This is a genomic window from Draconibacterium mangrovi (assembly GCF_010586825.1).
Classification (GTDB): Bacteria; Bacteroidota; Bacteroidia; order Bacteroidales; family Prolixibacteraceae; genus Draconibacterium; species Draconibacterium mangrovi.
In genome coordinates, this window is the sequence record NZ_JAAAGB010000010.1 from 86,657 (window position 1) to 107,833 (window position 21,177).

The 21,177-nt window shown below is 41.2% G+C and carries 18 protein-coding genes; 5 read left to right on the forward strand and 13 right to left on the reverse strand.

All coding sequences use genetic code 11. The features are described 5' to 3' along the window. The first annotated feature begins 1 nt into the window (after position 1). The 5 genes from G4420_RS19815 to G4420_RS19835 all read left to right on the forward strand — a co-directional run bounded on the left by G4420_RS19815 (position 2) and on the right by G4420_RS19835 (position 3,836). On the forward strand, positions 2-1,345 hold the full coding sequence (locus G4420_RS19815) for an ABC transporter permease (RefSeq protein WP_163325683.1): 1,344 nt from the start codon (positions 2-4) through the stop codon (positions 1,343-1,345). A 275-nt stretch (positions 1,346-1,620) separates the two neighbouring features. Next, positions 1,621-2,532 carry a cysteine synthase A gene (cysK, locus tag G4420_RS19820; protein ID WP_163325684.1) on the forward strand — a complete coding sequence of 304 codons (912 nt, stop codon included), beginning with the start codon at positions 1,621-1,623 and terminating at the stop codon, positions 2,530-2,532. Positions 2,533-2,765: 233 nt separating this feature from the next. Next, positions 2,766-3,236 carry a DUF302 domain-containing protein gene (locus G4420_RS19825; protein WP_163325685.1) on the forward strand — a complete coding sequence of 157 codons (471 nt, stop codon included), beginning with the start codon at positions 2,766-2,768 and terminating at the stop codon, positions 3,234-3,236. Between the two features lie 25 nt (positions 3,237-3,261). Then, on the forward strand, positions 3,262-3,570 hold the full coding sequence (locus tag G4420_RS19830; protein WP_163325686.1) for a heavy-metal-associated domain-containing protein: 309 nt from the start codon (positions 3,262-3,264) through the stop codon (positions 3,568-3,570). Between the two features lie 113 nt (positions 3,571-3,683). Continuing rightward, the gene (locus G4420_RS19835; RefSeq protein ID WP_163325687.1) at positions 3,684-3,836 is read left to right on the forward strand and encodes a hypothetical protein; all 153 of its coding nucleotides are present in this window, start codon (positions 3,684-3,686) and stop codon (positions 3,834-3,836) included. A 54-nt stretch (positions 3,837-3,890) separates the two neighbouring features. Here G4420_RS19835 and G4420_RS19840 read toward each other — a convergent pair whose 3' ends face one another. The 13 genes from G4420_RS19840 to G4420_RS19900 all read right to left on the reverse strand — a co-directional run bounded on the left by G4420_RS19840 (position 3,891) and on the right by G4420_RS19900 (position 21,014). Then, positions 3,891-5,090, reverse strand: coding sequence for an ABC transporter permease (locus G4420_RS19840; RefSeq protein WP_163325688.1), 1,200 nt, complete (start codon positions 5,088-5,090; stop codon positions 3,891-3,893). Between the two features lie 5 nt (positions 5,091-5,095). Next, a complete protein-coding gene (locus G4420_RS19845) occupies positions 5,096-6,277 on the reverse strand; it encodes an ABC transporter permease (protein ID WP_163325689.1) in 1,182 nt (393 codons plus the stop codon). A gap of 1 nt (position 6,278) precedes the next feature. Next, the gene (locus G4420_RS19850) at positions 6,279-7,265 is read right to left on the reverse strand and encodes an HlyD family secretion protein (protein ID WP_163325690.1); all 987 of its coding nucleotides are present in this window, start codon (positions 7,263-7,265) and stop codon (positions 6,279-6,281) included. A gap of 27 nt (positions 7,266-7,292) precedes the next feature. Beyond that, on the reverse strand, positions 7,293-8,819 hold the full coding sequence (locus G4420_RS19855) for a TolC family protein (protein ID WP_163325691.1): 1,527 nt from the start codon (positions 8,817-8,819) through the stop codon (positions 7,293-7,295). 60 nt (positions 8,820-8,879) lie between these two features. Continuing rightward, positions 8,880-9,458, reverse strand: a complete 579-nt coding sequence (locus G4420_RS19860) for a TetR/AcrR family transcriptional regulator (protein WP_163325692.1) — start codon at positions 9,456-9,458, stop codon at positions 8,880-8,882. Between the two features lie 171 nt (positions 9,459-9,629). Beyond that, positions 9,630-10,568 (reverse strand): sugar phosphate isomerase/epimerase family protein, encoded by a 939-nt coding sequence (locus G4420_RS19865; RefSeq protein WP_163325693.1) that lies wholly within the window; start codon positions 10,566-10,568, stop codon positions 9,630-9,632. A gap of 212 nt (positions 10,569-10,780) precedes the next feature. Then, positions 10,781-13,066: a patatin-like phospholipase family protein gene (locus G4420_RS19870; protein ID WP_163325694.1), complete on the reverse strand. Its 2,286-nt coding sequence runs from the start codon at positions 13,064-13,066 to the stop codon at positions 10,781-10,783. A 90-nt stretch (positions 13,067-13,156) separates the two neighbouring features. Beyond that, the gene (locus G4420_RS19875) at positions 13,157-13,333 is read right to left on the reverse strand and encodes a hypothetical protein (RefSeq protein WP_163325695.1); all 177 of its coding nucleotides are present in this window, start codon (positions 13,331-13,333) and stop codon (positions 13,157-13,159) included. A 60-nt stretch (positions 13,334-13,393) separates the two neighbouring features. Further along, on the reverse strand, positions 13,394-14,164 hold the full coding sequence (locus G4420_RS19880; protein ID WP_163325696.1) for a LytR/AlgR family response regulator transcription factor: 771 nt from the start codon (positions 14,162-14,164) through the stop codon (positions 13,394-13,396). Between the two features lie 92 nt (positions 14,165-14,256). Beyond that, positions 14,257-15,327: a sensor histidine kinase gene (locus G4420_RS19885; RefSeq protein ID WP_163325697.1), complete on the reverse strand. Its 1,071-nt coding sequence runs from the start codon at positions 15,325-15,327 to the stop codon at positions 14,257-14,259. A 16-nt stretch (positions 15,328-15,343) separates the two neighbouring features. Further along, entirely contained in the window at positions 15,344-16,738 is a 1,395-nt protein-coding gene (locus G4420_RS19890; RefSeq protein ID WP_163325698.1) for a TolC family protein, read from the reverse strand. Between the two features lie 155 nt (positions 16,739-16,893). Next, positions 16,894-19,941, reverse strand: a complete 3,048-nt coding sequence (locus G4420_RS19895) for an efflux RND transporter permease subunit (RefSeq protein ID WP_163325699.1) — start codon at positions 19,939-19,941, stop codon at positions 16,894-16,896. Continuing rightward, positions 19,941-21,014, reverse strand: coding sequence for an efflux RND transporter periplasmic adaptor subunit (locus G4420_RS19900; protein WP_163325700.1), 1,074 nt, complete (start codon positions 21,012-21,014; stop codon positions 19,941-19,943). The genes G4420_RS19895 and G4420_RS19900 overlap by 1 nt, the downstream gene beginning before the upstream one ends. Positions 21,015-21,177 lie beyond the last annotated feature (163 nt).

Here is a 21,177-nt window from a genome sequence, read left to right on the forward strand (position 1 = left end):
CATGAACAACACATTGCTAATATTAAAACAAGAATACCTTAAACGGGTAAAAAAGAAATCGTTCATCATATTAACCATCCTGATGCCGTTTTTAATTGCCGGCGTTTACGGACTGGTCATCTATTTCTCGATAAAAGACGATACGGAAGAACGCACCATCGCGGTATACGATGCCACCAATTTATTTCTTGGCGAATTCAGCGAGGAAGGCACAACGAACTACCATTTTATTCCGAAAAATGAATATGAAACATTAAAAACCAATCTGAAAGGCAGTGGTTATTACGGCCTTCTGTTTATTCCATCAGATATTTATTCGAATAACCAGGCGCAACTTTTCTCCGAGAAACAGTTGCCGTTTGAATTGACTGAACAAATTGAGCGCAAACTCAGCCGTTTTATCGAAAATGATAAACGCCAAAAAGTAATCGAGGAATCGGGCATCCCCGATCTGGAAGAACGCCTGAGCAAAACACGAACCAGTGTAAACCTGAGCACGCTTAAGGTATCGCAATCGGGCGAAACCAAAAAAAGCTCATCAGTAGTGGCTTTTATTGCCAGTTATGCCATGGGGCTGCTCATTTATTTCTTTGTGTTTATGTACGGCGCCATGGTTATGCGCAGTGTAATGGAAGAAAAGAAAAGCCGTATTATAGAGGTGATCATCTCATCGGTAAAACCCAGCCAGCTGATGGCCGGCAAAATTATCGGAACCGCATTGGTTGGCCTCACACAGGTTGCTATCTGGCTTGTTTTAGGAGGCATTGGACTGGTAGTGGTACAGAGTCTCTTTTTCACGCCCGAAACGGCACAGCAAATGGGACAAAGTATTATGGAATCGCAGGGGCAAATGAACCCGGCAGCCATGCAGGCCGCCCAACCGAACCAGGTTAAGGAGGTTATGGAAATGATTGGCAACCTGAATCTGCCACTTATTTTGTTCGCTTTTGTGTTCTATTTCCTTGCCGGTTATTTATTGTACAGTGCTTTATTGGGTGCTGTTGGTGCCGCTGTCGACAACGACGAAGATTCGCAGCAAATGGTATTCCCGGTAACTTTCCCATTAATCCTTTCGATTATGCTGCTGTTTCCCATAGCAAAAAACCCGGAAGGCCCGCTGGCATTTTGGTGTTCCATAATTCCGTTCACTTCACCGGTGGCTATGATGGCGCGTGTTCCTTACGAAATACCTGTTTGGGAACTATTACTTTCGATGGGCCTATTGGTGCTGACAACCATCGTGTGCATTATGGCAGCTGCCAAAATTTACCGAATTGGGTTACTGATGTATGGTAAAAAGGTAAATATTAAAGAACTGATTAAGTGGCTTCGGTATAAAGGATAGCTACAGAAATAGTAGGTTTTCTTAACAAAGAAGTGAAAAACATGATTTTTTTCATATTTATTATTTAGAATAAATAAAAATTACATATATTGCACCCATTATGAAGAACACCGGTAACAATATGATGATGTGTTGTTGTTTCCTGAAAAACGGGAAAGGTGTTGTAGTGTTTTAACTTGAGCTAAATTGCAAGATTATACGAGGCCTTTCCGTGAACGGAAAGGCTTTTTTTTTGTTAAAAGAATATTTACCGAAATAACTCAATAATTAAAAAAATGAAAGCTAAGAACATTTTAGAGACCATTGGCAACACGCCACATGTGAAAATTAACCGCCTCTATCCGGAGGACTACGAAGTTTGGGTGAAAGTTGAAAAAACAAACCCGGGAGGAAGTATAAAAGACCGTATTGCACTAGCGATGGTAGAAGATGCGGAAAAGAAAGGGATATTAAAAGAAGGTTCGGTGATTATTGAACCTACATCAGGAAATACCGGAATCGGATTGGCATTGGTGGCAGCCGTAAAAGGTTACCGACTAATTCTTACCATGCCTGAATCAATGTCGTTGGAGAGAAGAAGAGCTTTGAAAGTATTTGGTGCCGAATTGGAACTAACACCAAAAGAAAAAGGAATGAAAGGTGCCATTGCCAGAGCTGAAGAACTGGCCAGTGAGCTGGACAATGCCTGGATTCCGCAACAGTTTAACAATCCGGCAAACGTGGCGGTACACCGCGATTTTACCGCACAGGAAATTCTAAATGATTTCCCTGAAGGTTTTGATTACCTCATTACCGGTGTTGGTACCGGAGGCCACATCAGTGGAGTTGCCGAAGTTTTAAAAGCAAAATTTCCGAACCTGAAAGTTTTTGCCGTTGAACCGGATTCAAGCCCGGTAATTGGCGGTAAAGATCCCGGTCCTCACGGAATTCAGGGAATTGGTGCAGGTTTTATTCCGAACAACCTGAATACCGAACTTCTTGACGGAACAATAGAAATCAGCAAAGACGAAGCTTTTGAATACGCACAAAAAGCAGCAAAACAAGAAGGTTTGTTTGTTGGTATTTCATCGGGTGCATCGTTGGCAGCAGTTGCCAAAAAGATTAAGGAGCTTCCGAAAGGATCGCGGATTCTTACCTTTTCGTACGATCATGGCGAACGTTACTTATCTATAGAAGGATTATATTAAAACTAACTTCAATATAAAACAAGGGGATCATTCGAAAGAGTGGTTCCCTTTTTATTTCCGAACATTTAAGCCCCATCAATCAAATCTATCAAACAAAAGTTTACTCTTGGTTGTTTTTTCTTAAATTAACAAAACTAATAATGAAACGAGCTATTAAAGTATCCCTTTAAAACACAGGGTTCTAACTAAGCGAGTTACATGAGTTACCTTAAAGAATAAACAATTATAAACGAATGAAAGGATTAACTATGTTTTTAACCGGATTGATAGTAGGAATACTCTTCACCATTATAATGATAGTGGTTATTTTACCCAAACAAATGTTTGTAGTAAACGAAAGTAAACTGGATTTTGACGAAACAGTTGCAGCCATTGAACAATCGGCGAAAGATAACAACTGGAGCATGCCGCATTTATACGATTTACAGGCAACTATGAAAAAACACGGTTTTGACGTAAAACCTGTTAAAGTTTTTTCGCTGTGTAAACCCGATCATGCTTACCAGATTTTAAGCAGCGATCAGGAACGTGTAGTTTCGGCGTTAATGCCATGCAGAGTGGCTGTTTACGAACGAAATGGTAAAACCTATGTTTCGATGCTGAACTCGGGCCTTTTCTCAAGATTTATGGGCAGCAAAGTAAAAACAGTTATGGGAGCCGCCAGCGAAGAAAATAAACAAATACTTGCCCCGGTTATTCAATAAGATCACATAAAAACTAAAAAATACCATGAAGAAACTATTTTATCTAATTGCCCTGATTGGGTTTGTTGCCTGTAATTCAGGAACACAAAAAAGTACCGAAGTAGCACCACCCGAACAACTGGTTGAAGCCACTATTGATATTGGCGGATTGCATTGCGATGCATGTGTGGCTTCGGTTGAAAAGGGAGTAAATACCCTAAATGGGATAGAAACTGTAAAAGTGACACTCGCAGATTCGACTGCAATTGTAAAATACAACGCTTCTGCTGTGTCTATCGAGGAAATTGAGAAAAGCATCGAAAAGCGCGGATACACTATAAAAGCTGTAAAATAAGCAACACGGAACAAGTAAAATGCTATTGTTCACAATGTTCGGGTGATAACTCACCTCCTTTTTCGGCATAATATTTGTAAAATTCCGTACATTGCATAAAAGCCTTAGAAACAATGAAAGACAATTTTAAGAACGGAAAACCGGAATTACAGGAAACAGGTGCGGTGTGGAATGTTAAAATCGACATCCCCTCTTCGGTTTCTACAAATTCCATTCGGCTTTATAAAAAAGCCAAAAAGCTGAAAATGAAAGTTATTCTGAATTAAATAAAAGCTTTGATCATTGAGGTCAAAGCTTTTTTTATTCTATTACTTCAGTTGTCACTTTTTAATTTTCCCAACATACAAACGAATATAGAAATAAGCAATTGTCAGAATGGCGTAACTCCCCGCCTGTAAATACAACTTTAGCACTTCTGTTTTAACCTCTGTAATTCCCACACCCATTGTACGCAAACGCAAGTAGGCAGGAACAGTAGTTGTTCCGGGCAGAATTTTGGAAAGACCTACTAACCAATCGGGCATGGCAGACACAGGCCACGAAATACCGCTTAAGAATAAAGCGATCGGCGACAAAAACATCATAAATACAATAGCCGACTCGCGATGTTTAAAGAAGGTCGACAATCCAATTCCGAAGAAGATTACCGCCAATAAAAACGGGAATAACAATATCAGTACATCAAACATATTGCCTTTATCGGGATAGTTAAACCAATCGTGAATAATGATCAATGCCAAGCAAATATTAAATGCAGAGATGAGCAAGTAAGCTCCAACTCTACCCAAAATCAATGGAATAATTTCGCGTCTGCGTTTGTTTTCCGGCAACCTGAACGGTGATCCTTTTGACTCGGAAAAGGTACCTCCCATAATTCCAATACCAATCAGTAATGTTTGCTGTATGATAATGATGATCAATCCCGGCATGATAAAACTACCGTACGAACCTGCCGGAATGTAAAGCATGTGCGTTTGAATACTCAGCGGACTGGCCGAAACTTTTGCCTGTCGCAACGATTTCCCTTCGGCAAGGTAATGTTGCACTCTTACTCCTGCCCCAAAATAAGCATTCACAGTTTGTGCCGCCGTGTAGAATGTTTTGTATTTTAACAGGTAACTACCATCGGCGTAAATAGCAACATTGGCCTGTTTTGTCGATAGAACATTTTTCTGAAATCCTTTCGGGATAAGCAGAACACCATCTATTTTATTGGCCATAAAAAGTTCTTCGGCCTCTTTCAAACTTTGCGGATTATAAGAAACCTCAACATCACGCGATGCATCCAACATATTTGTGTATTTCCGGCTGGTAGCTGTTTGATCTAAATCCACAACACCAATTGGCAAGTCGGTAAGCACTTCGTTAAAGTATCCGAAAGAATACAACAAAGGATAAATTAGCAAGGCACCAACCAAAATCAACACAGCCCCGCTATCTGAAAAAATAGCTTTCAGTTCATTTTTAAAATGAAAAGCCATTAATTCGAAGCTGTTTATTTTATTCTTGTCTTTCGTCATAATTCCTATTGTTTTCCCCAGTGTTTCGGATCGCTCAGGCTCTTCTTATACATTTTAAATACAGCCATTCCCGATAGCATAAATAGGAGAATGTAACACAAATACGGCAAGGCTTCTTTTATTGGTGCTCCGCGTAACGATTGTGAAATAAAAAGTTTCTCCCACCAGGTAAATGGGAAGATCGCCGTAATCATTTTTACAAAAGGTATCATTCCTTCTATCGGGAAAGTAAGTCCCGAGAATGTTATTCCCATCATTATGTAAGCACTGCCCACCGACAGCGACAATCGTAGATTTTTTGTTAAAGCAACGAATATTAATCCCAGCATTTGGTAGGCAAGAATTGTAATAAACTGACCGCAAAAAATGATTACAAAGCTGCCATTTAACGGCATGCCTTCAACCTCATAGAGCAGGTAAGCAATCAGCATTGCGATACCGGAATAAATTATGGTATAAGGAAACAGTTTCCCAACAATTGCCATACGCACGCTGTTGTTTCCTGCTTCTAGCAGACTTTGCCCGGTTCCACGTTTCAATTCATTTCCGAAGGTGTAAACCGAACTCATAAAAGCAAACAAAAACAAAGTAAAATAAAGCATTGCCGAGTTAAGGAAGTAGGCATAATTTGTATACGGATTGAACAAGACATGCTTTTGAATTTGCACAGGAACAACCCGCGCCATGGCTTTTTGAGCATTGTTGCCTTCAAGTGCCAGTTTTTTAATCTGAATTCCGGCCGACAAAGTATTCAACGTAGTTAAAACCGAACGTTGTACAACTCCTGCAACTGTTACGTTTGTACCGTTGATGTAAACCGGAACAGGTGCTTCCATTCCCTGAAATACTTTTTTCTCCAAATCATTGGGCAATACAACAATGGCCTGAACAACACCTTGTTTTAACCACTCCTGTGCCTGGTATATATCCGGTGCGCCGGCTACAATCTCCACATCGGGCGAGGCGTTTAAAGCATTTCCAACTTTTACGGAAAGTGATGAATTATCCTGATCGACCAAAGCAATAGGTAAACGTTTTGCCGCTCCTTGCTGAAAGATAAAAAAGAGCAGCAAAATACCCGTGATCGGCCCGATTAAGAGCAGAAACCGATAGGCTGGATTTTGCTGAATCCGCCTGACCTCACGAATCATTACTTCAAAAATAGGATGTCTCTTTTTCCCGTTCATTTTATTTCGTTTCGGGTAAAGTAACAACAGCTGTCATTCCGGGACGCAAACCTTCTATTTTATTCACCGGACGCGCCTCAACTTCAAACGATTTTAAATCGAACTCCCCCGAAGTTTTTGTTGCATTCCAACGGGCAAAATCAGCCGACGGGCTAATGTATTTTACTTTGAATTCGAACTCCTGCCCATCAAGACCGGGGATTTTAGCTTTAAACACACTTCCCATTTTAAAATGAGTCATATAATCTTCGCGGATGTATAGTGTAACCCAAATATCGTTTAAATCGAGTAGGGTTACTACCGGGAATCCTGTTGAAACCAACTCACCATCTTCAACATTCACTCCCGAAACCTCACCATCAGCAATGGCGTTAATTGTTGTTTCTTCCAGGTAAGCTTCCACCTCAGCAATGGCAGCATCGGCACGTTTTACCATTGCAGCTGCTGCGGTTTTATCTTCTTCGCGTGCTCCCTTTTCGGCTTTCTGCCAAATGGCTTTAGCGGCATTTGCAGTTTCGCGGGCGGCTTTCATCTGCGTTTCAACCTCATCGCGTTTTTGTGCCGGCACCACTCCTTCATCGTATAAATTCTGAATACGTGCAAATGTCTTTTCAGCAAACTGGGCAGCTGCTTCGGCTTTTACATAAGTGCTGTAAGCTGCAGTAATATCCTCCTGTTGTGCACCGTTTTGTGCTTTCCGGCTTTGAGCACTTGCAGCAGTGCGGGCGGCATTTGCATTGGCCAGTTTTGCATTTATCTCGGGGCTGTCGATAGAAAAAATAAAGTCGCCTTTTTTTACGATCTGTCCTCTGTCAACAGCAACTTTCTGTATTCTACCCGGAACTTTTGAGGCAATATTGTATTGCTGAGCCTCAACCTCTCCTTGCAGAATTACAGGCTCGGGTTTGGTTACAACAATAAATGTGTACACTATAAATGCTACGATAGCTACAAGTACAATTATTGAGCTTAACGTCTTCTTGTTCATGATCTATGTTTTTTGCTTTTGTTTTTCTTAAAGTGATTCGGTTACGGTATTTTCTCCACTTGAGAAATCGATGTATTGTTCGGGAACACCCGCTGTTTGAAGGAAATTTGCCAACCCAACATCATAATTATATAAAACACTCAGTCGTAATGTTTTTACCTGCAATACTTTTGTGTTCGCCTCCACCACATCGGTTGAAGTTGCTAGTCCCTCATTGAAGGCAGTCTCAGTACTTTGTCGGTATTCGTTAGCCAGCTCCAACGTTGTTTCCAATTCAGTTTTTTGCTCCATCTGCATTTGCAATTCGTTGTAGAGTTTTACCAAATAAGCTTCCAGATCGTTGTTGGCTTTTTGTTCCGCAAATTCTACCTGGTTGTGCAAAGTTTCGCTGGCCAGTATGTTGTTCTTGCGGCTCATGCCCTGAAACAAATTCCACTTCATTCCAATTCCAAGCTCCCATTCGGGCATGTATGGCGAAAAGTTTTTGTCGGCAATGTTGTAATTACCCATTGCTGCAATCGTTGGTAAATATTCGTTTTTTTCTATTCGGTGTTTTATCTCAACAAGTTCCTTTTTCCCCTGTATCTGTTTTAGTTGAGGGTTTAATTCTTTGGCACGATCTAACCATGCTGCCAGACCTGTTAATTCGGAATTGATAAACAAATTATTGGCGGGAATAACCCGCCCCAACGAGTCGGTAGCCAATGTTGCTCTTAAGCCGGTTCGCAATATTTCAACATTCCGAACGGCCTGTTTTGCTTCGCGTTCGGCCTCATTTTTTGCCACCTTGGCATGAAGCAATTCAACCTTGGCTATCATTCCGTTTTCGAATAATTTTTTTGCATCGTTGTAATGGTTCTCCATACTTTTCAGCATCTCTATACGAAGTTTTTCCACTTGTAAACCAAGGGCAAGACCATAGTAACGCGTAACCAGTTCGGTGAGTAAAACACCTTCGGTGTGGCGCAATTCCTGCTGACTAATCCCCAGATTCACTTCGGCAGCCTGGTTGGCGCCGTTTATTTTGCTTCCTGCATAAATTGGCATCGCGAAACTCGCTGTCAGTAAGGCAAAATTCTTGTCCTGAATAATTTCATCCCAGTCGTGTGCTTCAATGGCTTCACCTCCTTCAAGTAATTGCTGACGTACGATTTGGGTACTCATTTCGTCGCTTAAATAAGGATAAAGCGCATTGGTTGCCGGGTCAGGATTTGGAACGCCGCTAAAAACACCATAGTTGCCCAATGTTTGGTACACAGGTGAAATGGCTTCGCCCACAGGAGTTAGATCGAGATGCAAAGGATCGGACATGGCCATTGCCGTTGCATTTAACGAAACCTGTGGCAAACGCATACCTTTCTTCGATTTGATCTCGTATTCTTTTTGCCTGATCTGTTCTTTTTGGCGCAACAGGGCCGGATTTTGCTCCAGCATTATTTGCATAGCCTGATCGAATGACAACAATTGTTCGTGTGATTGCCCGTGAACCGTTATTCCCACGGCCAAAAGAACCAGTAATAATAAGACTGTTTTCTGTTGTTTAATTGTTTTCATTTCTATTCTGGTAAAATGTATTTTGTTGTATTCTTAGAAATTCAATTCTATTGTTTTTGCCTATTTCAAAAACTTAAAAATTAGTTTAAGCAAATGCTGAATATCCTCTTCTGCTATAATATCCCGATCGTTGTATTTGTATTTTTGATTGATAAACTGAATGGTGGTAATTACTAATATCAGGTACAAATCACTAACGATGAGCGTCTTGTCTAAATCGTTGCCTGATCGTCCCAGTTCCATCAATTTTTCAAGCAGCATTTGTGTATTTTCCTGAATATGTTTATCGATTACGAAATTATAATCGTTGGTAAGCACATACAAAAATTTCACCCGGATTGGCTCCTTGTTTGCCAATTCAACAAAATGGCGAATTATATTTTCGATGGTTTCATGAAAAGGGTTACCCTGCTCGATCAGTTTTTCGAACATGCCGAACACTTCGCTGTAAACCTCTTGTAAAATAGTGTTTACGAGTTCGTATTTCCCTTTGTAATGCATGTAGAAATAGCCCGAAGCCACTTGTGCATCCTTTGAAATAAGTGCTACCGAAGCGCCTCCAAAACCATTATCAACCACCATCTTCATGGTCGACTGTTTTAACCTTTTAATTTTTGTTTGATCTGTAATCCGTGCCATATCTTCGAATTACTAAATGAACGTTCATTCATTAATGCAAATGTAATTGCTTTTAAGAAATGACAGGTGGTTCTTTTACCGAAATGATGAAGTTTTAGGATGAAATAACATTTAGAGGCACAAAAAAACCGGATTCAAATGAACCCGGTCTTCAGATAAAATATTGTTCGTTTAAACAAAAAGCTTCGCATTAATATTATCGATACTTGCTTTCACACCTTCGAAAGGTTTACCATTACCCTGGTTGTCGTCTTCCACAAAGAAGTATTTCATACCTGCAGTTTCGCGTGCATCTAAAATACTCTTATAATCTGCAACACCAGCGCCAACAGAAACAATATCGTCTTTGTCAACGGTATAAAATGGTTCAACAACCTCGTCGCCCATACCTTTAAAGTGAAGCAATTGGAAACGTCCAGGATATTTGTTGAACATTTCCACAGGATCCTGACCCGCTTTCAATGCCCAGTAACAATCCAGCTCCATAGTAATCAGGTCTGCATCCATTTCTTTCAGGAATACATCATAATAAGGTACGATTCCGTCGGTTGGTTTAAACTCGAAATTATGGTTGTGGTAACCAAATTGAATACCTACATTTTTCATGATCTCGCCAACTTTATTCCATTCGGCAATCATTCTTTTGTAAGTTTCTATATTCCTGTCTTTTTCTTCAATCCAAGGCTGAACACAATATTCAACACCAATTTCGGCATGCGCATCGGCCATTATCTGGGCACTTGCAGTAGTAATACCTTCTGCTTCAACACTGGTATGGCTACTAACCACTTTCATACCATTGTCTTCCACCATTTTCTGGAATTCTTTTGGTGCTACGCCATAAAATTTACCATCGGCATACGAGGCCATTTCAACATATTTATATCCCATGTCGGCAATCTTCTTCAACGAACCAGCCGCATCAGCTGCCATGGCATCGCGAATAGTATAAAGCTGCAGGCCAACTCCCATTCCGGTTGCAGCCTTAACAACCTCTGCAGCCTGTTCAACAGGTTTTTTACCACCCGAGCCGCATGCATAGGTTCCGAGTGCCAAAACACCAACAGTACCTGCCGTAGAAATCCTTAGAAACTCTCTTCTATTCTTCATGATTTTTTGTTTTTAGTTAGTTATACTGATATTAATATTTATTCAAATTGAACGCTCAAAATAGTGAGTTAATTTTTGAAAGCGTCTAAAATTATAAAGATTTTGCAGAAAATACCAAAATCGGTTAAATATGTCGCTTTAACACAAAAGCAATTTAATACAGATCAGCGTACCTGTTTTGCGTTTATACTTTGGAAAAAGACGGATAGAAATTAAAACGGAAATCCCAGACTAAAATGAAAACGCGACTCGTTGTCCTGATTATTACCCGATATTAATAACTGCATCGGCCCCATAAGCGAATCGTACTTAAATCCGAAACTATAGCCCCAAATATTATCGCCAAATGGCTGTGTTGTCAGATGTTCGAACAAATCTTCGTAAGTACTCGCGGTGGCAGCTACATTAACTTTTGTAGTTACGTATAGTCCCGAAGCGATTTCCCAGCTTAATGATGATTTTGCAACCGCATAGTTGTAGGTGTAAATTTCAGCAAAATTAAAGCCTGCCAGGTCTTTAAACTGTAGCTTGCCGGGGCCAAACTGCGATCCGCCCAACATATAAATCCCGTTGGCACCTGAATCATCGGTGCTAAATCCTGCTCCCACCTCGAAATTATAGGTAAGCTTGCGGGCAAACGTTGTATACCAGTTATGATCGATCGTTAAAGTTGCATATGGATCATTAATTTCCCCGATTAAATAATCTCTCGGTTCTGCAGTATTTAAGTTCATTTTGCTGTTGGCCGACAAAATATGCTGAAATCCAATATTCAGTTTTATACCTCTTTTCGGGAAATAAAGATCGTCGGTGGTATTTACCTTGTAGTACAACTGATAACCCCAGTCGTGCGATTTCAGGTAATCGAAATCGGTTTCCGGATAAATCGATTGCAGATCGGCTCGTGGTGTTAAACGGTTGTATTTATAAAATGCATTGCCCCCTAATTGGTGATTCAAACCAAACAAATACTCCAGTCCGTACCCCCCGGCGAAATAACCCTTTTTGTAGTTACCAAGCCGATTGCCACCATCGTAAAACGGAAGTTTAAAGCTGTAGGTGTCCATAAAGAAATAGTCGGACAGGCGTTGTTTCTTGCCAACGAACTTATTCAACTTGATTTCCATACCCGGGTTTTCGGCAATATTAAAGGAGACTAACATGCGTGTTGCCGGAGCAATCATATTTCGCAATGTAAAATTGGTGGTAATCCCAACCCCCAGATCATCGTCGTAGCGTGGAGCGAGCTTCACCATTGCTCTTGGTCTTTCTTTTACATGAAAAACAAGAATATAACCTTCACTGTTCCAATCTCTTTTTAGCGAATAAGTCAGCTTCCCGAAATGCATGGAGCCATACATAAAATCAATGGCTTCCTTAATATCTTCTGCACTAATCCTATCACCAATTTCTATTCCCGATTTCGACAAAACAAAATTCCTGCTCAAATACTTCAACCCCGTTACTTCCATTCCTGTAATCCTGATCTTTTCAGGTTGCGGAATTCGATTTACAGCGTTGAATTTTAAGTCGTATTTATCGGCCAGTGCTTTTATTTCATTCCATTTTCCCCGGGCGGCATCTTCGCCAATCTGCTGAATTTCCTGTCCTTTCACAAAATCGGCAGCTGAATAATCATGCAGATCCGGGATGATCAATACATCGCATTTTGAAAACTGTTCTTTGGCGTCAACAATCCCACCAAGAGCTATCGACCGCTGCAGAATATCCGTCATCGACCTGATATCGTCAGCAGTAATATCTTCCTGAAAGCCGACATAAACCCCAATAATTATATCGGCGCCCATATATATGGCTTCCTGAACCGGAAAATTGCGGGTAACTCCTCCGTCAACCAAAAGCATCGAGTCCATTTGAACCGGTGAAAAAACGGTTGGGATAGACATGCTTGCACGAATCGATTTCACCAAATCGCCGGAGCTGTGTTCAATGGTTTCTCCCGATATCATATCAACCGACATACAATGAAATGGTACAGGCAGTTTGTTAAAATCTTCTTCTTCGGTAAGGGGCCAGAGCAGTTCGGAAAAATAAGCTTCAAGATGTTGCCCGTCAATAACACCGGCCGGCAGGTTGATCCTTTTTTCACGTATCGGAATATCGAAAAGGTATTTCTTTGTTTCTTCCTTTTCGTCCATGGCTACACTTAACAGCCTTTCTTTATCGGTTAACAACACATCCCAGTTGGCGTTTTTATTGATATCAGAAAGCTCATCCGCCGTATAACCAACAGCGTATAAACTGCCCATAATACTTCCCATGCTGGTTCCGGTAATAATATCGGGTCGTATTCCGGCTTCTTCAAGCACTTTTAGCACACCAATATGCGCCAAACCTTTTGCTCCTCCTCCGCTTAAAACCACAGCGACTTTGGGCTTTTCAACATTATTATCTTCTTGAGAATAAACAGGAAAAACAGCCAGTAGAAAAAATACAATGGCTACTAATTGATTAGTTGTGAGGATAGAATTTTTCATGCCCGAATGGCTTATTTAATTTCCTTTTTCCTGCGCTAAAATAAATACAGGCCCCGAAAACAGTTCAATACAATCCTGACCCGGTTTATATTAATCGCATGAATTTAAGAAATTAACCAATTCGTGCACATCTTTTTTCGACGAAAATGGATAACCACCATTGGTTTGCAGAGAGTAAATATTGTGATATAAAATACTCTCCTTCTGGGGTGTAGCATCTTCAATCATTGCAATCGCTTCCTGGTATAACTGGTCTCTGTACTTCATTCTATTTTGTGTTTAACTGACAAATATATTATTATCTGATAGATAGCACCGGGAATTTACTTATTTACCAACCCATTCCTTGAATTCGGTTGCCTTTAAACGGCTAATTGTAATGGGTTCGTCAAAAGGAGGAATGAGTCTCAGAATCAACTTCCCGCCAAAATGATTTTCGAATTTCCGGATGGCATTAATATGCACAATCGAACTTCGGTTGGTGCGAAAAAACAGATCAGGGTCGAGCTGTTCTTCCAGCTTTTCAATGGTTAAATCAATTACATGTTCTTTGCTCTGGAAAGTTACGGCTGTTGTTACGCGGTTTTCGGTGTAAAACCAGGCTACATCTTCCACATCGAGTTTAAAATACGATGTTGCCCCGCTAATGAGAAAACGCTTCCGGTATTTCTTTTCGCCTGATGTTATTGCCTGCAGCAGCTCTTTATAATCGGGAGCACTTTCCGACTTTTCGTTTGATACCAAAACCATGTGTTCGAGTTTCTCAACAGATAAACGAAGCTTGTCTTCTTTTATCGGTTTTAACAGATAATCGATACTGTTTACCTGGAAAGCGCGCAAAGCATATTCGTCGTAAGCCGTGGTAAATATTACCATACTGGTTACATTTACCTGGTCGAATATGGAGAAACTGATACCATCGGTTAGCTGAATATCCATAAAGATTAGGTCGGGTGCCGGATTATTTTTCAGCCAGGCAACCGTGCTCTTTACACTTTCAAACCATTCAACAATTTGCCAGTCGGGCCGCAGTTTTTCAACCATTCCCCTTAGCAAACGATAGTTGTGTAACTCATCTTCAACAATAATAACTCTCACACTCTGCTTTTTAATTATACTTTTCTTCGTTTATCGATTTTGCGGCTCAATATCTGAGTTAAATTTCAATTTATCTGTAACTCAAATCGCATTCACAATAACGGTACTTTCACTTCAAACCAGTTCTCATCGTACTGAACCACAATTTCTTTTTCTGTCAAAATCTCATAACGCCTTACCAGGTTCCTTAATCCTGTTTTAGTAGAATAAGAGGCCTCTCTCCGATTCAAACTATTGGAAACCACCAAATAATCACCCTCAAGGTATACCTTAATCCGAAGCGGTGTTTCCCGGCTTGTTATATTGTGTTTAATTGCATTTTCAATGAGCAACTGTCCCGTTAAAGGGGCAATTTCACGGTCCTTGTTATCGTTTTCCACATGGGTTGTCACATTTAAACCCTCACCTAACCTTTCTTTATGCAAGGCACAATAGGCTTTCATAAAATCGAGCTCCTCGCCTAACTTCACCAATCGTTTTTCTTTACTCTGCAAAACATACCTGTACACATCGGTAAAGTTTTCGGTAAACTCCACGGCCACATCCGGATTGTAAATAATCAGCGATTTTAACACACTCAGGTTATTGAAAAGAAAGTGCGGATTTAACTGGTCTTGCAACGAGTTGTAGTCCATGCGCAACTTTTCGCGTTTCATTTCAGCAATTTGCTCCTGCGTGTCGAACCATTTTTGAGTAAAACGGGCAATTGTAAGTGAATTGGCCACCATTTGCACAAAAACCAATCCGGTAACCATTCCCATAATTACCCCTGAGCGCGATTCGCCAATACCCAGTTTAGGATCGATGAAATACATTATCGCACGATGAGCAAAATAAAGGAATAATATTCCCACCGTAATCTGTAAGAAAAGCCGCAACTTTATCTTTTTTGGTACAGGCAGAAAACGCTCCAGAATATTATCGAGAATAATCTGCAACTCGGCCGCAACATTAAAAGCAAGAATTACTACCACATAAATTACAAGTGGTATTTTAATATCATCCTTGGCGGGAATATGTGTAACATAAGAAATAAAATGTAACACCAGTACAGCAATAATGCTAATGATAACAAAGCGCCCCAGAACACTGACGGGCTCGTAACTGGGCAACCTCATCACAAGGTTTTCCTTTTTCTTGCTATGTAGTTCTAAACACTTCATTTCTTTCTTAACGGTCCTAGTTTTCTTCTTCAGGCATATACAGGTTTCCGGTTACACTTTGCCACCTGGTTTTAAGCACCTCGAAACTGGCAATAGTTTGAGTTAGCTGCGCTTTAGCCTGAACCCACTGCGCCTGTGCATTCAACATATCGGTGGTTGTATTTATGCCCACCTCAAAACTGGCCTTGGTTTCGTTCATACTTTCCTCGGCCTCGGCAACACTTTTTTGCGCCAAAAGAATGGATTCGTAAGCTTCCTCAACCTGCACCTTTACCTGCATAACCTCAAGATTAATCAAATCATTTGTATGTTGCAAATCTGTTACGGCCTGTTGTACTTTTAATTGCGCCGCACGCTGTTTCTTTTTTCCTTGTCCCCACTGGAAAATCGGGATAGAAACCTGCGCCGCCAGCATTGGCTGAAAATCGATTTCCTCGTACAGATCTTTTACCCAGTAACTGGTATATTGTGCGCTAAGACCAACGGTTGGCAAATAATCGGCACGTGTAATTTTAGCATCCAACTCTGAAATTTCTTTTTGCTTTTCAAGAATTTTAAGCTCGTTTCGTTTATTACCAGCCTGTGTCAATCCATCTTCCAGATTAAACAATTTTACTTCGGGACTTGCATTGTGACTAATTTGAATTTCAGTATCAAGTGGCTGACCCAAAATCTGATTCAAATACATTTTGGCCACTTTTAAACCGTTTCGCGCTTTTATCAGGTTCAAATCGGCTTCGTTTTTCTGTACAGTTACCCGCAGTTTTTCACTTGCCGGCTGCAATCCAACTTCGTACATCGCCGTCATTTGCTCTTCAAGTTCGGTAAGCATCTTAATGTATTCGTCTGCAATTTTGATATTCTCTTCAACTGTTGCCACCTGCCAAAAAGCCTTGTCAGTTTGCTCAATAACTTCCGAATACTTCATATTCAACGCCATATCGGCAATAGAAACTCCGGCATCGGCCTGCTTATTCGAGAAGCGAATTTTTCCGCCGGCATAAATCGCCTGGTTAACTTCGAAACCACTATTTATCAATGTTAAACTTCCCAAATCGATATTCGTTCCGGGGCTCCACACATCGCTGGGTCCCGAGAAATTACCATTTATTGCATCTTCTTCGCTGTTGGCCGTTTGTAGAAAATGACCGGGTATACTTATCGGATCCATTCCCGGGCGGTGCATCAACGATGACGAAAAACCAACCGAAGGCAAATAAGCCGTTCTGGCGACTTCCTGGTTTACCTGCGCTTCGCGGTTTTGTAGGGCCGCATTTTTCAATTCCTTATTGAAAGCAATAGCTTGCTCGCGGCATTCTTCCAGTGTCATTACTTTTTGTGCAAAAGTGTTACCAAATACAGTTAGCAAAACGATAACTGTACTGGCTATATATTTAAGTAATTGATTCATTCCTATTTATACTTTTTTGATTGAATTCATTTTTCTTTTTTAGAAAAGTTGACCCCGATTTTTACCTAACCACAAGGATTAGAAATTGTCGTCCCCCATCGACATATAAAAAACGGGGCAACTTTTTCTATCTCTGTCTACATTCACAATCACAATTATGCTTTTGTCGTTAATTTACTTCCATCAACACGATACAAAACGGTGTAAAGCACCGGAACAACTACAAGGGTAATTATCGATCCAACTGCTAAACCGAACATGATAACGATGGCTGTTGAGTTAAACATCGAGTCGGTGATAAGCGGTGCCATACCCAAAATTGTTGTCAGCGAGGCCATCATTACCGGACGCAAACGCGATAACGCAGCATCGATAGTTGCTTTCAAGCGATCTTTTCCTCCCTTGATGTTCTGGTTTATTTCATCGAGCAGAACCACCGCATTTTTTATCATCATACCAATCAATCCCAAAGCACCGATGATTCCTGCAAAGGTGAGGTACACACCTGTAGTTGCCAGACCCAGAACAATACCTACAAATGCAAATGGCACCACCAGGAAAATGATTATTGGTTGTTTAAGATTATTAAATATGCCGATGATTATAATCGCCATTAAGCCGATTGCAAGCGGCAAGAACATAAACAGCGCCGAGTTGGCTTCGCCTGAACGGGCAGTAGCTCCTTCCCAGTGCAGTTCGTATCCTTCGGGCATATCAATTGCTTCAACTTTAGCTTGAAATTTCGCCTGAACTTCGGCAGCTGTGTATCCGTCGGCAGCGTCGCATTGTGCTTTAATTGCCCGTTTATTATCTAAACGATGTATCAATTCGTAGTCCCATGTTACTTTCATGGTATCAACAATTTGCGACAGTGGCACACTTTCACGGCTTTGCTGTCCCCAAACCGGGATATTCAGCAGTTGCTCTATATTATCAGCCACTTTGTTATCGGTGCGCAATACGATCGGCAGCATTTTATCGCCTTCGTAAATGGCTCCGATTGGTCGTCCGTCAGTGGCTACCAAAATGGAATTCCCCATATCTGCACGCGACAATCCAAGTGGTTGCGCACGTTCAACCGAATAAACAGGAACAATTTTTTTGGTTTGATTTTTCCAGTCGTCGGTAACATTTACAGCCGATGGCTCTTCTAAAAAAATACGTTTTGCCTGGTTGGCCAAATCCTTTAATACAGCAGGATCGGGGCCAATAAACTGCGCCTCAATATCGGCATCGGCAAAAGCTGCTCCGTATTCCATCACCCGAACAAATGCATTCGGATAATTCTCATTCAGGTAGTTTTCAATCTCAGGGATTAATGTTTCTACCCTGTCGGTATTGTTTGTTTCAACAATAAAATCGGCATAGTTTGCTCCACCTGTTTGCATATGACGCATTAACAGGTAACGCGCGGGCGGACGACCAACAGATCCGGTAACCGCATGCACACCATTCATGGCCAAAATATCTTCCTGAATTTGTTTTACATCGTCTTCAACAGAATCAATATCGGCTCCCTGTGGCAGGAAGTACTCAATAAAAAACTGGTCATAATCTATTTTCGACATAAAGTCGACTTTTACAAAACGGAACGACCAGAATGCAAAGATCAGGATTGCAAAAGAACTTAGTGCAAACATGTATTTATTGCGTACGGCCCATTTCAGGAATTTCCCAAAACTCTTGTACAAACCTTTATCGTAAGTTTCGGCATGTTCACCTTTCGGACGTTCTTTTCTGTAGAAATATTTTGCGTTAAACGGTGTCTGTATCATCGCAAAAATCCAGCTTAAAGTAAGCGAGATAATCAGCACGGTAAACAGTGACGATAGAAACTCACCGGCCTCGTTTGGTGACATGCGCAATGGCAGAAACGCCAGAATTGCAACTGCCGTAGCCCCCAACAATGGCAGCGCGGTCTTTTGTGCCGTATTTACAAAAGCTTTGCTTCGGTCCATGCCCGATTTCAGGTCGACCAGAATTCCATCAGCAACAACAATAGCATTGTCAACCAACATACCCATGGCCAAAATAATAGCTGCCAGCGTAACCCGGTGCAATGGTAGGCCTATGGCCAACATCACAATCAAAGTTCCCATGATGGTAAAAATCAAACCGCTTGAAATAAGCAGTCCTGACCGGTATCCCATGGCAAACATCAGCACTACAATTACAATACCTACCGACATGGCCAAGTTCAACATAAAGTCTTTTACTGCATCATCAACGCGGTCGGGCTGATAATACACCTGGTTGATTTCGAAACCAACCGGCAATTCTTTTTGTAATTCGGCCAGCTTTTCATCCAGTCGCTCCCCCAGTTTCACCACGTTAATTCCACTCTCATTCGATAAACCCAGCGTTAAACCGGCTTTATCTTTGTAGAAGAGTGCTGCGTTTTGTGGCTCGAGGAACGATCTTTCAATCGTCGCAATATCGCCCAAACGGAAGTTTCCTCCGCCGGGGACCTGAATCAATAGATTTTCAATTTCTTCAATCGAAGTTATTTTTTGCCCCACTCCTACACGGATCGATTCGTCGCCTGTAACAATCGATCCCGGGTTGATAATCGCCGTTTCGTTTTGAATAGCTGCAGCAATGAAGAGCGGGTTTACACTTAAGCCTGCCAGCTTTTCAGGAGAAAAAACAATGTCGATGGATTCGGTTTTTTCACCAAAAATCTGCGAGCGGCGAACACCATTAACGCTTAAAAGCTCGCGTTCGATGTATTCGGTGTATTTTACCAACTCATGATGCGAATATCCGTCGGCAGTTATGGCGTACAAAATTCCGTAAACATCGGCAAAGTCATCATTTACAATTGGATCCATAGCTCCGGCCGGCAACGAACCTTTTGCATCGTTAACTTTTCGTCTCAGGTGATCCCAAAGCTGCGGCAACTGCGGCGTTTTTACCGTTGGCTGAATGTAAACGGTAATGATCGACAAACCGGGGCGCGACACAGATTGTATCTCATCGATATTTTCCAGTTTCTGAATGGCTTTTTCCAGCGGATCGGTCACCTCCAATTCAACTTCGTGCGCGGTGGCTCCTTGGTAAACGGTAATTACCGTGGCTGCCTTAATCGGAATCTCGGCATCCTCCAGTTTCCCAATATTATTGTAAGCAATTATACCTCCCAGCAATACTGCTACCAGTATGGTGGAGATCATTGCTTTTTGATTCAGTAATTTTTCCAGCATTACAACAATCCTCCAATATTAGTTACCGATGGTGTTTTAATGGGTTGAACTTTTTGGCCTTCCACCAGGTAATGTACTCCGGCAGTAACAACCTGTTCGCCGTTGTTAACGCCCGATACAATATTTACACGTCCCTGGCTCCCGTCAAGCGAAATTTGAACTTCGCGCTTTTCAATTTTACTTGTTGACGGATTGAATACCCAAACGTAAGTGCTTGTTTTTTCGTGGAAAACTGCCGAAGCTGCCACCGATAACTGATTTTGCTCGGCCGTGTTATAAACGGTGACTTCCGCTGTCATTCCCGGAGCTACTGCCAAATCATTTTTATTCTCGAACGAAAATTTCACTTCGTACAAACCATCTTGCATCGCTTTTTCGCTAACGCTAAACAACTTTACCGGCAAATTGCTGATGCCCGCGTTGGCTACCGTCAGATAACTTTCTTTATCGCTTTTTACACGCTGAAGCTGACTTTCGGAAACCGATACCACGGCTTCAAGATGCGAATTGTCGATAATTGAAACAATCGGTGTTCCTGCTCCAACAGTTTGGAAATTCTCAACAAACTTTTCGTAGATATAACCTGAAAACGGGGCTTTCAGCTCGGTGTCGCGCAATTGGTTTTGTGCATTTTCGTAGGCTGTTTTTGTCATCAGGTACCCCGACTTGATCTTTTCAAAAGTATTTTCCGGAATTTTGTTTTGCTCAATCAGTTGTTTGTAACGCAGGTACTCACTTTCGGTCTGCTCAAACTGGGCTTTTGTGGTTTCCACCTGCAGTTTGTAATCGCGTTCATCGATTTCGGCAATAACCTCGCCTTGTTTTACGTAATCGCCTTGTTTTACATTTAGTTTTAACAACGGACCTCCAACACGAAAAGAAAGCGAAGTAAGACTTTTCTCCTTTATCTTACCGTTTAATGTAACCGAGTTCTGAGTTACCCCATCGGTAACGGTTTCGATCTTTACATTTTTAATGGTTTCGGCCACGGCCTCTTCTCCGGTGCTGCTTTTGCACCCGGTAAAAGCAACCAAAGCAGCCGCTAATACGAACACAATGTTTTTGAATTTCATCTGTATAATTTTTATTATTTTTCGATAATCTTAAAAATTAAAATTTGACAGATGGAACCGCTCCGTCTGTCGCTCTCACATAAAATTTGTTCATTCTTATTGTGTAATTTTTGAATGAAAAATTTCATGTTCGTTTCATACTATGCTTTTTGATATATAATCT

Bases quoted from the DNA above. Each gene is read 5' to 3' on its own strand.
- G4420_RS19850 (WP_163325690.1), bottom strand. From the start codon at position 7,265: ATGAACAAGAAGACGTTAAGCTCAATAATTGTACTTGTAGCTATCGTA.
- G4420_RS19845 (WP_163325689.1), bottom strand. From the start codon at position 6,277: ATGAACGGGAAAAAGAGACATCCTATTTTTGAAGTAATGATTCGTGAG.
- G4420_RS19860 (WP_163325692.1), bottom strand. From the start codon at position 9,458: ATGGCACGGATTACAGATCAAACAAAAATTAAAAGGTTAAAACAGTCG.
- G4420_RS19870 (WP_163325694.1), bottom strand. From the start codon at position 13,066: ATGAAAAATTCTATCCTCACAACTAATCAATTAGTAGCCATTGTATTT.
- G4420_RS19890 (WP_163325698.1), bottom strand. From the start codon at position 16,738: ATGAATCAATTACTTAAATATATAGCCAGTACAGTTATCGTTTTGCTA.
- G4420_RS19875 (WP_163325695.1), bottom strand. From the start codon at position 13,333: ATGAAGTACAGAGACCAGTTATACCAGGAAGCGATTGCAATGATTGAA.
- cysK (WP_163325684.1), top strand. From the start codon at position 1,621: ATGAAAGCTAAGAACATTTTAGAGACCATTGGCAACACGCCACATGTG.
- G4420_RS19815 (WP_163325683.1), top strand. From the start codon at position 2: ATGAACAACACATTGCTAATATTAAAACAAGAATACCTTAAACGGGTA.
- G4420_RS19825 (WP_163325685.1), top strand. From the start codon at position 2,766: ATGAAAGGATTAACTATGTTTTTAACCGGATTGATAGTAGGAATACTC.
- G4420_RS19835 (WP_163325687.1), top strand. From the start codon at position 3,684: ATGAAAGACAATTTTAAGAACGGAAAACCGGAATTACAGGAAACAGGT.
- G4420_RS19895 (WP_163325699.1), bottom strand. From the start codon at position 19,941: ATGCTGGAAAAATTACTGAATCAAAAAGCAATGATCTCCACCATACTG.
- G4420_RS19900 (WP_163325700.1), bottom strand. From the start codon at position 21,014: ATGAAATTCAAAAACATTGTGTTCGTATTAGCGGCTGCTTTGGTTGCT.
- G4420_RS19855 (WP_163325691.1), bottom strand. From the start codon at position 8,819: ATGAAAACAATTAAACAACAGAAAACAGTCTTATTATTACTGGTTCTT.
- G4420_RS19885 (WP_163325697.1), bottom strand. From the start codon at position 15,327: ATGAAGTGTTTAGAACTACATAGCAAGAAAAAGGAAAACCTTGTGATG.
- G4420_RS19865 (WP_163325693.1), bottom strand. From the start codon at position 10,568: ATGAAGAATAGAAGAGAGTTTCTAAGGATTTCTACGGCAGGTACTGTT.
- G4420_RS19840 (WP_163325688.1), bottom strand. From the start codon at position 5,090: ATGACGAAAGACAAGAATAAAATAAACAGCTTCGAATTAATGGCTTTT.
- G4420_RS19830 (WP_163325686.1), top strand. From the start codon at position 3,262: ATGAAGAAACTATTTTATCTAATTGCCCTGATTGGGTTTGTTGCCTGT.